The 12,916-nt window shown below is 68.8% G+C and carries 12 protein-coding genes and 3 pseudogenes; 6 read left to right on the top strand and 9 right to left on the bottom strand.

Annotated elements, in window-relative coordinates:
* Positions 1 to 88, top strand: a pseudogene (locus tag BJF85_RS30095) (integrase core domain-containing protein); the annotation flags it as partial.
* Between the two features lie 55 nt (positions 89 to 143).
* On the opposite strand, the gene BJF85_RS13635 reads toward BJF85_RS30095, so the two are convergent.
* The 8 genes and pseudogenes from BJF85_RS13635 to idi all read right to left on the bottom strand — a co-directional run bounded on the left by BJF85_RS13635 (position 144) and on the right by idi (position 9,020).
* Positions 144 to 902, bottom strand: coding sequence for a helix-turn-helix domain-containing protein (locus tag BJF85_RS13635; protein WP_222844550.1), 759 nt, complete (start codon positions 900 to 902; stop codon positions 144 to 146).
* A 520-nt stretch (positions 903 to 1,422) separates the two neighbouring features.
* The gene (locus tag BJF85_RS13630) at positions 1,423 to 1,905 is read right to left on the bottom strand and encodes a hypothetical protein (protein WP_075847915.1); all 483 of its coding nucleotides are present in this window, start codon (positions 1,903 to 1,905) and stop codon (positions 1,423 to 1,425) included.
* A 304-nt stretch (positions 1,906 to 2,209) separates the two neighbouring features.
* A pseudogene (locus BJF85_RS13625) lies at positions 2,210 to 2,941 on the bottom strand (polyprenyl synthetase family protein); the annotation flags it as partial.
* Positions 2,942 to 3,057: 116 nt separating this feature from the next.
* Complete coding sequence (locus BJF85_RS13620; protein WP_075847893.1) at positions 3,058 to 4,464, bottom strand: family 2B encapsulin nanocompartment shell protein; 1,407 nt, start codon at positions 4,462 to 4,464, stop codon at positions 3,058 to 3,060.
* 43 nt (positions 4,465 to 4,507) lie between these two features.
* Positions 4,508 to 5,698: a hypothetical protein gene (locus tag BJF85_RS31435; RefSeq protein ID WP_369822165.1), complete on the bottom strand. Its 1,191-nt coding sequence runs from the start codon at positions 5,696 to 5,698 to the stop codon at positions 4,508 to 4,510.
* Between the two features lie 345 nt (positions 5,699 to 6,043).
* Positions 6,044 to 6,651, bottom strand: a pseudogene (locus BJF85_RS31430) (germacradienol/geosmin synthase); the annotation flags it as partial.
* 170 nt (positions 6,652 to 6,821) lie between these two features.
* Complete coding sequence (locus BJF85_RS13610; RefSeq protein WP_075847891.1) at positions 6,822 to 8,240, bottom strand: family 2B encapsulin nanocompartment shell protein; 1,419 nt, start codon at positions 8,238 to 8,240, stop codon at positions 6,822 to 6,824.
* Between the two features lie 150 nt (positions 8,241 to 8,390).
* Entirely contained in the window at positions 8,391 to 9,020 is a 630-nt protein-coding gene (gene idi / locus BJF85_RS13605; RefSeq protein WP_075847889.1) for an isopentenyl-diphosphate Delta-isomerase, read from the bottom strand.
* Positions 9,021 to 9,297: 277 nt separating this feature from the next.
* Here idi and BJF85_RS13600 point away from each other — a divergent pair, with 277 nt between their 5' ends.
* On the top strand, positions 9,298 to 9,909 hold the full coding sequence (locus BJF85_RS13600; protein WP_075847887.1) for a bifunctional 2-polyprenyl-6-hydroxyphenol methylase/3-demethylubiquinol 3-O-methyltransferase UbiG: 612 nt from the start codon (positions 9,298 to 9,300) through the stop codon (positions 9,907 to 9,909).
* 13 nt (positions 9,910 to 9,922) lie between these two features.
* Here BJF85_RS13600 and BJF85_RS13595 read toward each other — a convergent pair whose 3' ends face one another.
* Positions 9,923 to 10,363 (bottom strand): hypothetical protein, encoded by a 441-nt coding sequence (locus tag BJF85_RS13595; protein WP_222844549.1) that lies wholly within the window; start codon positions 10,361 to 10,363, stop codon positions 9,923 to 9,925.
* Positions 10,364 to 10,585: 222 nt separating this feature from the next.
* Between BJF85_RS13595 and BJF85_RS13590 the strand changes: the two genes are divergently transcribed.
* The 4 genes from BJF85_RS13590 to BJF85_RS13580 all read left to right on the top strand — a co-directional run bounded on the left by BJF85_RS13590 (position 10,586) and on the right by BJF85_RS13580 (position 12,895).
* Positions 10,586 to 11,431: an SAM-dependent methyltransferase gene (locus tag BJF85_RS13590; protein WP_075847883.1), complete on the top strand. Its 846-nt coding sequence runs from the start codon at positions 10,586 to 10,588 to the stop codon at positions 11,429 to 11,431.
* A 27-nt stretch (positions 11,432 to 11,458) separates the two neighbouring features.
* The gene (locus BJF85_RS13585) at positions 11,459 to 11,692 is read left to right on the top strand and encodes a hypothetical protein (protein ID WP_075847881.1); all 234 of its coding nucleotides are present in this window, start codon (positions 11,459 to 11,461) and stop codon (positions 11,690 to 11,692) included.
* A 167-nt stretch (positions 11,693 to 11,859) separates the two neighbouring features.
* Entirely contained in the window at positions 11,860 to 12,066 is a 207-nt protein-coding gene (locus tag BJF85_RS31425; protein WP_369822162.1) for a hypothetical protein, read from the top strand.
* A gap of 22 nt (positions 12,067 to 12,088) precedes the next feature.
* A complete protein-coding gene (locus BJF85_RS13580) occupies positions 12,089 to 12,895 on the top strand; it encodes an SGNH/GDSL hydrolase family protein (protein WP_369822161.1) in 807 nt (268 codons plus the stop codon).
* The last annotated feature ends 21 nt before the right edge of the window (positions 12,896 to 12,916 follow it).

The raw sequence follows: 12,916 nt of genomic DNA, 5'->3' as shown, positions 1-12,916 counted from the left end.
GCAGTTCAACACGCTACTCGAAGCCCAGGTCCTGGCCGAGGACTGGCGCATCGAGTACAACACCTACAGACCCCACGGCTCGCTCGGCGGCCAACCCCCCGACCACCTTCCGCGAGCAGTGGATCACCAACCAACCCGCACTCTCATAACCACTGGACCACCAAACGGGGCCCAGTCAGGTGCACACCGCCACGGCCAGCGTAGAAGAGGGCAAGCTTTTCGGCGTTGGTCAGCACGTTGCGGGCACCCTCGCGCGCCAGGCGCTCGTGAAATCGGGGAACGCGAGGGTGGGCGACCGCGATTAGCCAGGCGCGCTCGTCTGACTTGCGTCCGCCCGCGGCTTCGTCAAACAGATTGTGCAGCGCCTCAGCTGCGTGACGGCGTTCATCGAACCGTGCCCGGTACATCGCCTCAATCTGGCGTTCCTTCATCCACACTGTGTCGGAGTCGTTGCGCACGGGGGCACCGAAGTAGTCGTTCTTGTAGATGAGATGGGGCCCGTCGATGCTCGCGGGGACCTCCACGACGACAGCGCGGTTGCCGCCATCGTCGCCGAGGCGATGGACGTTCAGGCCGAACACGGGCGGTGCAACGGCGGTGATCGCCGCACTCCGCAGCGCACGCTCGTAGGCCTCGTCGAGTTCGCCAACGTCGACCCGTTCTGTCGCAGCCTTCTGCGACTCGCGCACGCCGTAGACGATAACGCCTCCGCCGCTGTTGGCCATCGCGGCGATATCCTTGGGGAAATCTGTGTGCTGCAGCCCCTTCGGCGGTGGAAGCTCGAGCTTCCAGTCCAGATCCGTCGTCTCCGCAACACCATTGCTGACCGCCGCATCGAGTAGCTTGTCCGTCAGCGGGCCCGGTTCAACTCCGAGGGCGCGATGCAGCGCAGAGAAGATCATGACCACCAGCGTAGGGCCGTGTCCCTCGGAATGCCGACGACATAGCGGTGTGGCGCAGACTCCCGGTCGACACACATTCCGAACGAAATCTGTCCTGATCCGCCGCCATGGCCAGTCCCGGCGCGGCTGACCGCGCTGACGGTGTTTTCCCGGTCCCTTGTCGCGAGACGTGGTTATGGTGCGTTCATGGTTGACAGCGAACGCGGCCCTGTCGTCTGGTGAACACCACCCCCCTCGATAGACGCAACCGCTTGGACGCAAGGTGTCGCGCTAAGCGCTCAGGGTGGTCTCCAGGTGGGCTCGGCTGCCGACGTAGAGCCCGACACTGGCCAGTCGTAGGCGGCACTCGGACCGGTCGGAGGTGCCGTGTGAGCTGGAGGAGTTGACAGAGGCTAACCTCGACTGTACATTGACGGTAGATTGAGCCCCGGACTACGGATCAGAAGGTTTGGGGTTCGAATCCCTATAGGCGCGCCAAAGCCCCAGGTCACAGACCTGGGGCTTTTTACTGCCTCGACGATCACCGCGTCGCTAGGCGGCGGAGGAGGCGGACCCACGGGTTCCAGCGGGCGGGGGTCGCGATGGTGCCGGTGATGCGGTGTTCGGCGCGGTCGAGGAGGTCTTCGAGGAGTGCGTCGTGCAGCGGGCCGTAGACGAGTGGCCAGCTGAGGCGCGCTGTTCCGTGGACGCGCATGGCGATCAGGTGACGCAACACCGTGTGGTCGCCGTCGGTGAGCGCGGTGAACTCGTGGACGCCGTCGAACCCGGTGGGCCGGTCGAACGAGAAGCGCACCCAACGGCCGGGGACGTAGGCGATCACGTGGTACCGGACGGGGCCGTGTCCGCCGGTCGCCCCGACGCCCAGCGGTCGGTCCAGGCGGAGCGGGGGCCACAGTTTGCCGGGCCACACCGGGTCGTCGTCGCCGGCCAGCGCGTCGATCAGCGCGCCGACCTGGTCCTGGGGCACGGCGAAGCGCCGCTCGTGCACGTTCACGACACCCATGCCGACCACCCGTCCTGCCCCCTGACACCGACATTACCGGCGAGTAGTCGCGCGGGCGAGTGGAGCGCGCAGGTCGGTGTCCGCAGGGGTCAGCTGGCGCGGTCTGCGGTGAGTGCCGCGAGCAGTCGCAGATCGGCCACGGCAGCGGGGTCGCGTCGATGCCGGACACCGTCGCCACAGCCTGCTCGCCGAGCTGACGTGCCTGTTGCCGGCTCCATGCGCGCCCACCGGCGACTTCGACCAACTCTGCGGCCTTCTCCGCTTCGGCGTCGTCGAGCGGCGCGTCGCGGGCGTACAGGTCGGCCAGCGCGGCGCCCGCCTCCGTGCCGGAATGCAGCGCCCACACCACGGGTAGCGACTTCTTGTGACTGCGGAGGTCGGAGTACGCGGACTTCCCGGTGACCGCCGGATCGCCCCAGATGCCGAGCAGATCGTCGGCGTGCTGGAACGCGCGGCCGCACAGGCGGCCGTACTCGCGCAGGCGGTGGAGGTCGTCCGGGCCGGCGTCGCCGAACATGCCGCCCGCGGTGGTGGCGCACTCGAACAGCGCGCCGGTCTTGTCATCGGCCATGGCGAGACATTCGGTGACGTCCACATCGGAGCGTTGTTCGAAGCTCACATCGGCGAACTGCCCCTCGATGAGGCGGCTGACGGCCCTGCTGATCAGTTCCGTCACCTCGGTCGCCCGCGCATGGCCGCTGACGGCGACCAACTCCAGCGCCCGGGTCAGCAGGGCGTCACCGGCGAGGATCGCCGGTCCGGTCCCGAACGCCACCCACGCGGTCGTCCGATGCCGACGGGTCGTGTCGCCGTCCATGACATCGTCGTGCAACAGCGAGAAGTTGTGCACGAGTTCGACCGCGACCGCCGCGGGCAGAGCGGCGTCCGTACTGCCGCCGACCGCGCGGGCGGCGAGCAGTGCGAGCGCGGGCCGCAACGCCTTGCCACCGTCGGTGTCCTCCGGCCGGCCGTCACGATCCCACCAGCCGAGGTGGTAACCCGCGACGGTCCGGATCGACGCGGGCAGCGTGTGCACCGCGTCCCGCAGTTTCGGTGTGACGCAGGCCCGACTGCGTTCGAGAATCGCCACGGCGGCGTCTGCGTCGGCGCTCTGAGACCTCGTCGGCAATTCGGGTGCTCCCTCGTCGATGCTTACCGGCCGAGCTGAACGTTCGTCAGCATGCCGAGGGCGTCGCTGACGAGCACGGCCGCGGCGTGGTTTGCGCCCAGCACGTAGGTGGCGACGGCCTTCTCGTCGATGCCCGCGAACCGGGCATTGATGCCGGGCCGGACCTCGTCCGGCAGACCCGTCTGCCGCAACGCGATCACTCCGTCGTCGCGCTCGCCGACGCGCATGGCGAGAATGCTGCTGGTGCCGGTGGCCGAGATCGGGATCTTGTCGGACGGCAGGATCGGCACCCCGCGCCACGCCTGGACCGGACGGCCCTCGACCTCTGCCGGCGTCGGGTAGATGCCACGTGCCGTGCATTCGCGGCCGAACTGGGCGATGACCTTCGGATGTGCCAGGAAGAACGCGGTCTTGCGGCGCCGGGCCAACAGCCGATCCATGTCGTCCGGGGCGGGTGCGCCGGTGACCGACCGCAGCCGCTGGGTGGGATCGACGTTGTTCAGCAGTCCGTAGTCGTGGTGGGTGAGCAGATCGCGTTCCTGCCGCTCCAACAGCGACTCGATCGACAGCCGCACCTGCTGCTGCAACTGGTCCATCGGCTTGTTGTAGAGGTCGCTGACCCGGGTGTGCACCCGCAGCCGCAGCTGGGCGATGCTCAGCTCGTACTCACGCGGCTGTGGCTCGTAATCGACGTAGGTGCCGGGAATGGCCGGCTCGCCGTGCTGCCCCGACGTGAGCCCGATCGCCGCCTGCCCGTACTTGTCGGATCGAGCGCGGTCGGCGACGACCCTGGCGGCGGTCTCGGTGAGGTGGGCCGCCAGGTGCGGATGGCTGGTGCTCACCCGGTCGACCACCTCTCGCGGCAGGGTCAGCACCGTGCACGTGGTTTCGGCGACCGCCGTGAAATCCCAGGCCGCCTGCGGGTCCAGCAGTCCTGTTCCGCCGAAATGGTCGCCGTCGTCGATGACGTCGAGCAGGATCCGTTCACCGTATTCGCCGGTACCGTGCCTGGTGACCCTGCCGCGCGCGAGCACCCGCACCCCGTCGACGGGGTCGCCGGACGCGCAGATCGTCTCGCCGGAGGTGTACTCGTCCTGCCGGAACGCCTCCGCCAGTTCCCGCAGCACGTCATCGTCGTCGAACTCGCGCAGCGCGCGCAGTTCCCGCAGTTCCCCGGCGACCGGACGGTAGGTGCCGTCGGCGAGGGTGCAGGTGATCTGCCCGTCGCCGATGGTGTAGGTCCGCCGCCGGTTGACCCGGTACGTACCACTGGAGACCTCCACCCACGGCAGCATGCGCAGCAGCCACCGCGGCGTGATGCCCTGCATGTAGGGCTCGGACTTCGTGGTGGTGGACAGCGTCCGAGCTGCCTCGGTGCTGAGGGCGGACAACGGCTGCGCGGTCGTGGATTCGGAATCGGGTGTGGTCACGCTGGTTCCTTTCGGTCTCGGGTGGCCTCGGCTGCAGCACCGGTCATGTCGACCGCACGGAATCGCTGCCGGCGAATCGGCGGGCGGCGGACGTGCCGAAACCGGTGGGACCGCGCGGGACGGCCGGTCGCACGGGCGGTGGCGTCGTCGCAGGGGCAGCAGCGGTGGCGGCAGCAGCGGCGGCCGGGCCTGCGGCCGCGTGGGGGTGGCGCAGATTTTCCGGGCGGTAGCGGCTCGTCTCGCGATGCCACAGCAGAATGCCGGCGATCCAGTCCTGCAGTTCCCCGATGTAGTCGGTGATTCCGGCGCGGGCGGCGGAATCGAGCCGGTGATGCTCGAACAGCACGGGCAGTTCCTCGCTGACGAGTCGCTGGAACTGCCGCATCCTGGCCCGCATCAGGTCGGACACGACGCCCGCCGCCGTGTCCCGGTCGCAGTCGAAGAACGACTCCACGACCAGGACGAGATTGTGCAGCTCACCCTCGTACTGGATCTCCTTCTGGTAGGAGAACACGTCGTTGATGAGACAGCCGTAGTCCTGCGCGGCGTTCTCGATGCCGCGCATGGTGCTGGTCCGGAAGATCTCGTCGGGGACCGCGCCACCACGGGCGATCTTCGACAACGTGATGGTCATGTCCGAACCGAACGTGCGCCGGCGCATCTCCAGATAGTCGACCGGGTCGGGCACCCGTCGCTGGATGTGGTTCGCCAGCTCCCACAACCAGCTCTCGGTCATGCTTTCCACCGCGGCCTTGAACATGCGGCGCGCCGAGGTCGACATCGGACCGGCGGTGCGGGGCCACAGGTCGGCGAGGGCACGTTCGAGCGGGTTCAGCGGTTCCGGCATGTCCTCCAGATCCAGCGGGAGGAACTGCGCCAGCCGGGCGTTGCACGCCTTGGCCGCCTCCATCGCCGCGACTGTCTCTGTTGGACGGAACACCGCGGGGAAGTAGTCGTCACCCCACGTGCCCCACGTGAGCCATTCCGCCGACAGGGTCAGCGCGGTCTCCGTGGCGTCCGGATCGAGACCGGCGGAACAGAGCGCGAAGTCGAATCCGACGTTGTCGGCACGGGTCCACAGTTGCTGCCCGCCCAATTCCGGCAACGCGTCGTAGAACCCGACCCGGCCCGCCCAGTCGATGCTCTCGCGGCGCGCCGTGGGCAGGTGCGGGGACAGGCTGACGTCGAAGTCCAGGTCGAACTCCGGCAACGGCAGCGGGCCCGTCGTCCGCATCGGCGGCTGCAGGTGGCTGCGCAGTCCGCCCGGCCCGGCCAGCCCCTTCAGGAAGCCGATCCGGGCCGCGGAGGTGCCGAGCCCGGTCGGCCCGCCGAGCACCGGCCCGGGACCGCCGCCCGCCGAGCTGTTCATGTACCGGTTGGACCGCATGTGCCACTCGTGCCCGCCCGACTGCCAATCCTGCAGCCCTTGCACGTAGGACAGCGTGTCGGCGCGCTGCTGCGGGTCGATGCCGTGGTCGTCGAACAGCGGGCCGAGCTCGGTGAGCACCGTGTTCTCGAACTGGTGGATCCGGGAGGTGAGCTGATCGTTGACGATCTCGGCGGCCTGTTGCGGCGAGCAGGCGAAGAACCGCTCGATCACCAGGACCCCGTTGTTGACCTCGCCCTCGTCCTCCGTCTCCCGCTGATACGAGAAGATGTCGTTGCGCAGATGCACGGCGTCGGCGAACGTGTCCGCCAGCACCCGCAGCGGACGGGTTCCCGCAAGGGCATCGGGAACCTCGGCCCCTCGTGCGTACTCGACCAGGTTGGCCGACCACGGTGCACCGCCGACCTTGCGGCGCATCTCGATGTAGTCGATCGGGTTCGGCACCCGATCGCTGTTGATGTTGCGGATCTCCCACACGCAGTCCAGCAACAGGTTCCGGGTGCTGTCGGCGAAGCGTTCCCGCCACGTCTGCGACATCGCCGGCACCGTGCGGGCCCACAGGTCACCGAGTCCGCGTTCGTCCGGATTGGTCGGTTCCGGCATCGACATGCGTCGAGCGGCATGAACGTGGCCAGCCGGTCCAGATAGGCCCGGGCCCCGTCCAGGTCCCCGGTGCGTTTGAACGCCTCGAGGAAGTGGTCGTCGAAGTAGAAGACCCAGGTGTACCAATCGGTGACGGTGTTCAGAACCGGCGCACTGGCCTCCGGATGGGTGTAGGCGCACAGGCCGGCGTAGTCCATCCCGTCGAACGTCGCCTCGTCCCAGACCACGTCGCCGCCGACCGTGTCGCCGAGCATGCCCATCTCGAAGGCCCAGCGCTTCGTGTGCTCGCGGGCCGTTTCGACATGAGGATTCAGCCTGGCCGGGTGCGCGACGTAGAACTCCGGCAGTTGGAAAGGCTGCATGCCGGTCAGCTCTCGGTGCCGATCTGGACGTCCGTCAGGAGCGCGAGCGCGTCCGGAACCAGCACGGCCGCCGAGTAATACGTGCTGACCAGATACGAGATGATGGCCTTCTCGTCCATCCCCATGAAGCGCACGTTCAGGCCGGGCTCGTACTCGTCGGGAATCCCGGTCTGCCACAACCCGACGACGCCGCGGGCGTGTTCACCGGTGCGCATCAGCATGATCGAGGTGGTGTTGGTCGCCGAGACGCCGATCTTGTTGCACGGCAGGATCGGAACCCCGCGCCAGGACGGCACCTGATGCCCGTTCATGTCCACGCTCACCGGGTAGATCCCGCGACGGTTGCACTCGGCGCCGAACGCGGCGATCGCACGCGGGTGAGCCAGGAAGAACGACGGCTCCTTCCACACCAGCGCGAGCAGATCGTCCATGTCGTCCGGGGTCGGCGGTCCGGACCGGGTGCTGGTTCGCTGCCGCAGATCGGCATTGTGCAGGAGGCCGAAGTCGCGATTGTTGACCAGTTCGTCTTCCTGCCGCTCGCGCAGGGCCTCGATCGTCAGTCGCAGCTGCTGCTCGACCTGATCCATCGGCTGGTTGTACAGATCGGCGACCCGGCTGTGGACCCGCAGGACCGTTTGCGCCACGCTCAGCTCGTACTCGCGCGGGGACAACTCGTAGTCGACGAACGTGCCCGCCAGCGCCTGTTCACCCGCGTGGCCCGAGGCCACCTCGACCGACGCCTCACCGTCGGCGTTGCCGTACCCGGAGTGCTGGTCCTCGGCCTCGCGTTCCCTGCGGACGTGCTCACGCAGCGGCGTGATGGCCTCGCCCGCTTCGGCCAGCGCGCTGTCGGTGAGCACCAGGACGGTGCACGGGGTGAGCGCCTTGACCGTGAAGTCCCAGTCGGGCACCTCCTCACCCAGAATGCGCTCGCCGAAGAACCGGCCGTCGTTGAGCACCTCGAGCGCGGTCTGCTCGCCGTACGCGCCGGTGCCGAGTTTGCTCGCCTTGCCGTGTGCGAGCAGAACGAGTTCGTTGGCCGGGTTGCCGGCTTCTGCCAGCAGGTCTCCCGGCTCGTACTCCCGTTTCTCGAAGCGATCGGCGAGCGCTTCGAGCGCGGCGTCGTCGTCGAAGGTGCGCAGGTACCGCAGCTCCCGCAGCTCCGGCGCCAGCACGCGGACGTCGTCACCGGAGGTCACGCACGTGATCCGGCCGTCCCCGATGGTGTAGGTCAAACGCCGGTTGACCCGGTAGACGCCGCCGTCCGCCTGAACCCACGGCAGCAGCTTCAACAGCCACCGCGACGTGATGCCCTGCATCTGCGGCGTCGACTTGGTGGTGGTCGCGAGGTTTCGCGCCGCCGCGGTACTCAGGCTCTGCTGCGGGTTCTCCGCGCCTGCACCCGATTCAGCGGACTTGGTCATCGGTTTCTCCTCCTGTGCGTGTCACGCGTTGTGCGCTGTCGAACGGTCGTCGGATTTGCCGGTGATTGGTGATTGGTGCGTCGGTGATTACTGCGTCCGTGGCCGGTGATGGGTGCGTCGGTGACCCGTGTTCGCGCTACGGGTTACGGGCTATGGGTGCGGGCGTGCGGCGGGAGGGAGTTCCGTGGGGTCGGCTACCGGCCAGTCGGCAGGGCCGCCGTCGAGTTCGGCCAGTGCCCGCAGTTGTTCGGCGCACCACGGGGAGACGGTGACCTCGCCGGTGGACACCGCTCGGACGAACTGGTGCCACGCCACCCACTGCGTGGCCGACACCTCGTCGGGCGCCGGCACGGGTGTCCCGTCGACCTGCACCCGATAGACCGGGCACCACTCGTTCTCGACGATGCCGTTGGGCATCGTCGCGCGGTACCGGAACATGGGCAGGACCAGATCGATGGGCCCGGCGGTGAGTCCCAACTCGTCGGACAGCCGCCGCGCGACAGCGTCGGGCAGCGGTTCGTCCGGCAGGGGATGACCGCAGCAACTGTTGGTCCACACGTGCGGCCAGGTCTTCTTGCTCGCCGCCCGGCGGGTCAACAACAGCTCGCCGCGCGGGTTGAACACGTAGGCGGAGAACGCCAGATGCAGCGGAGTGTCCCGATGATGCACCGTCGACTTCGCCTCGGTGCCGATCCGGTCTCCGTTGTCGTCGAGCAGCACGACGGCCTCGGTGCTCGTGTCCGCCGCGGTGTCCGCTTCCGGGATGGCCGATTCGGCCATCGTCGGTCCCCGTCCTCCTGCCCGTGGTCGTCGAGCGGCGACCAGGTTGCCCGATGAACGGCGCAGTCGAATCAGCCAGACAGGTGTCGTTGACGTCCACCATCGAGCCCCGTCGGGTCCCTTGAGATCAACTTTGGGTAGTCATCGGTGGTCAGCCTCGCCGGGTAGCGACGCCGGGTGTGACAGGCAGCACCCGGTCCTTGCGCGGGCCCGCGCGGCGACTCGGACAGGCGCATTGGGCAGGCACAGCGGTGCATGGGAAGGGCACAATGGCGCCGTGGTCGAGACAAGTCGTTGGATGCAGAAGGTGGCCGAGGATCCCGGTCATTCCGAGTGGTATGTGGAGCGGATGCGGGGTCTCGCGCGCGCAGGCGAGGACCTCGCCGGTGAGGCGCGGCTGGTGGACGCGATGGCCCCGCGCGGCGCCCGCATCCTCGACGCCGGATGCGGTCCGGGCCGGGTCGCGGCGGCGCTCGCCGCGGCGGGGCACGACGTCGTCGGCGTGGATGTCGACCCGGTGCTGATCGCCGCCGCCGAGGAGGATCACCCGGGGCCGCGTTGGCTGGTCGGCGATCTCGCCGAGGTGGACCTCGCGGCCGAGGGCGTCGCGACGCCGTTCGACCTGATCGTCTGCGCCGGCAACGTGATTCCGTTCCTCGCGCCGAGCACCCGCGCCACCGTCGTGCGCCGATTCCGCGAGTGGCTGGCGCCGGAGGGGCGGGCCGCCGTCGGATTCGGAACCGACCGTGGCTACACCGCCGACGACTTCTTCGCCGACGTCACCGCCGCCGGCCTGCGCACCGACCACGCCCTCGCCACCTGGGACCTCGAACCCCTCGAACCGAACTCCGACTTCCTCGTCGCAATCCTCAGCCACACCCCGGCGTGACCGGCAGCGTGCGTCAAGGGCCGGCGTACTCCTCGACGTCGCAACCGTCGAGGTCGAAGCGGCGGAGGAGCTCGAGCGCGCGGTCGGAGACCACGAGGGACGCCCGTCGGTCGACGCCGACATCGTCCACGCCTGCTTGCCCGTGAACCTTCAGCCAGACGAACGTCGGGAACTCGCGTACGCCCATGTCGCGTCGGAGTTCGTCGGCTTCCGGTGTCACGGTCAGCCGCATATCGGCGAGCTCGAACGACCCGAGCCCCGACTTCTCGAGTGCCGTCCCCAGTTCGGCCGACACCACGAAACAGGGAAACGACTCGAGGATGTCCGATCCGAACCAGGCGCTCACGACGTACTCCAGCTGGTGAACGACCGGCGGATGCGTGGAGGTGTCGAGAACCGTTCCCTCGCCGAGTTCGCCCGCCACGTCGGGCCGCAGGAGGTGGAATGCCATCACCGGCGCGCTCCGATCAATCCCCGACGCCCTCGATGACGTCGCAGTGGTCGCTTCATGGGTTCTGTCGTAGGGCTCGGCCGGGGTCATCGCCCCCGTGCGGTTCGTGGGCGGCATGTTGATCTCGATGTCGGCTGGGTGGTCACAGGTGCCGCCGATTGGGCTACCCTGCGTGTCTGAGGTCCCCACCGCCGTGACGTCCGTGTGTAGCGAGGTCAGTCTGAGATGTCCGCTTCTGCCGAATCCGAGTCCGTGTCGCCGACCGTGAAGACGATCGACACGACGGTGCCCAGCATCGCGCGTGCCTACGACTTCGCCATCGGCGGCCAGACGAACTACGAGGTCGACCGCGAGCTGATCTACCGCATGGACGAGGCCGTTCCCGAGGTTCGGCAGATCGCGATCAGCAACCGCATGTTCCTGATCCGCGCCGTGCGGTTCCTCGCCACGCGCGCGGGCATCGACCAGTTCCTCGACTGCGGTTCCGGCCTGCCGACCGCCGAGAACACCCACCAGGTCGCCCAGCGCCTCAACGACGACGCCCGCGTCGTCTACGTCGACAACGACCCCGTGGTGCTCGCGCACGGCCGCGCGATCCTCGAGGAGAACGAGAACACCCGCTTCCTCGACGCCGACATCTTCGAGCCCGACGACGTGCTCGGCAACGAGTCGGTCCGCGAGTTCCTCGACTTCTCCCGCCCGCTCGGCCTGCTGCAGGTCGCCACGCTGCACCACCACGACGCCGAACACGGCATGCCGCCCGTCGACGTGATGCGCGCCTACATCGACGCGCTGCCGTCGGGTTCGTACGTCGCGTTCACGCACTTCATCGACCCGGAGAACGAGCACACCGAAACCGCGATGCGCGTGCAGGAGATCATGCGCGGCGCAGGTGGCACCGGCCGTGGCTACTGGCGCAAGCGCTCCGAGATCCTCGAGATGCTCGACGGTCTCGACCTGATCGAACCGGGCCTGGTCATGAACGACGAATGGTGGCCGGACGGCCCGCCGCTCGACGGCCACTCGTCCGCGGCCCACTGCATCGCCGCCGCAGTCGGCCGCAAGCCGTAACGTCACGCGGCGCTGGAGCGTGCCTCCATGAGCAGCCAGGAGCGCGACGAGCTGAAGCGCCTGGTGGACGAACTTCCGGACGAGCACGTCCGCAGGTTGGTCGCCGAAGCGCGGCGGCTCGTGGTCGCGTCGACGTCCGACGAGGCGTCAGATGCGGCTCCGGCGGCCTGGCCTCCGGCGTTCTTCGGCGCCATCGAGGGCGACGGCACGCCGATCGGCTCCGGTGGGAAACCGCGTGCTCGGTGGCGGGGTGGTGGCTAGGGTTCGGGGGTGCCGAGTGAAGCCACCCTCCGTGCCGCGCGCATCGACGATCTTGTCGTGGGCGCCGCCGAACTGGAACACACCGACCGCGGCGTGCTGATGCACCGGCTGCGACGTCGGTCCGCACGCGCTACTTCGACGGCCGCGGGCCCGGCGCCCAGCTGGCCATGGCCGAAACGCAACCCGCCGGGGTGCGGCTGGCGTTCCGCACCGCCGCCACCGTCGTCGAACTCGACGCCGTGCGCACGGCCAAGAGCTACGTCGGCGTGCCACCGCGCCCCGACGGACAGTACGACCTGCTCGTCGACGGCCGCCCCGTCGCACACGCGACGTCCACCGGCGCGACCGGGTCCATGTCGACATGCGACCGGTGACACCCGCGTCGAATCCGGACCCGTGGCCACCATCCGGTTCGACGGACTCGGCGAATCCACCGGAGTATCCACAGGCGAATCCACAAAGGACGTCGAGATCTGGCTGCCGCACAACGAGACGATCGAACTCGTCGCCCTGCGCGCCGACGCCGACGTCGCACCGGCCACGCCGCGGAACCGTCCGGTGTGGATCAGCCACGGCAGCTCGATCAGCCAGGGCTCCAATGCCGCCGGACCAGCCGGGACGTGGCCCGCGGTCGCCGCCCGGCACGCCGACGTCGACCTCGTCAACCTCGGCTTCAGCGGCGCCATGATGCTCGACCCGTTCGCCGCCCGCATCATCCGCGACCGGCCCGCCGACCTGATCAGCCTCGAGATCGGTATCAACCTCGTCAACAGCGACGCCATGCGGCTGCGCACGTTCACGCCCGCCGTGCACGGCTTCCTCGACACCATCCGCGACGGCCACCCCGACACCCCCATCGCGGTGATCTCGCCGCTGCATTGCCTCATCCACGAGCACACGCCGGGACCGGGCACCTTCGACGTCGACGCGCTGCGCGCCGGGGAGATCCGGTTCGCCGCCACCGGCGACCCTGCCGACGTGGCCGCCGGCAAGCTCACGCTCACCGTCATCCGTGCGCAGCTGCGCGAGATCGTCGCGGGCCGCGCCGATGCGAATCTGTTCCATGTGGACGGACAGGAGCTGTACGGCGAGGCCGACCACGCCGAGTTCCCCCTGCCCGACGCGCTGCACCCCGGCCCCGAATCGCACCGCGTCATCGGCGAGCGCTTCGCCGCCACGCTCGCGAAGCTCGGAAGCCGCTGAGCCGCGGGGAAACGCCGGAGA

Source organism: Saccharomonospora sp. CUA-673 (assembly GCF_001942305.1).
Lineage (GTDB): Bacteria > Actinomycetota > Actinomycetes > Mycobacteriales > Pseudonocardiaceae > Prauserella.
The sequence above is the reverse complement of the archived record's forward strand: the minus strand, read 5'-3'. Positions and strand labels throughout refer to the sequence as shown.

Coding starts and splice junctions, on each gene's coding strand:
- BJF85_RS13585 (WP_075847881.1), top strand. CDS start 11,459: ATGAGCAGCCAGGAGCGCGACGAGCTGAAGCGCCTGGTGGACGAACTT.
- BJF85_RS31435 (WP_369822165.1), bottom strand. CDS start 5,698: ATGCGGACGACGGGCCCGCTGCCGTTGCCGGAGTTCGACCTGGACTTC.
- BJF85_RS13590 (WP_075847883.1), top strand. CDS start 10,586: ATGTCCGCTTCTGCCGAATCCGAGTCCGTGTCGCCGACCGTGAAGACG.
- BJF85_RS13610 (WP_075847891.1), bottom strand. CDS start 8,240: ATGACCAAGTCCGCTGAATCGGGTGCAGGCGCGGAGAACCCGCAGCAG.
- idi (WP_075847889.1), bottom strand. CDS start 9,020: ATGGCCGAATCGGCCATCCCGGAAGCGGACACCGCGGCGGACACGAGC.
- BJF85_RS13635 (WP_222844550.1), bottom strand. CDS start 902: ATGATCTTCTCTGCGCTGCATCGCGCCCTCGGAGTTGAACCGGGCCCG.
- BJF85_RS31425 (WP_369822162.1), top strand. CDS start 11,860: ATGGCCGAAACGCAACCCGCCGGGGTGCGGCTGGCGTTCCGCACCGCC.
- BJF85_RS13630 (WP_075847915.1), bottom strand. CDS start 1,905: ATGGGTGTCGTGAACGTGCACGAGCGGCGCTTCGCCGTGCCCCAGGAC.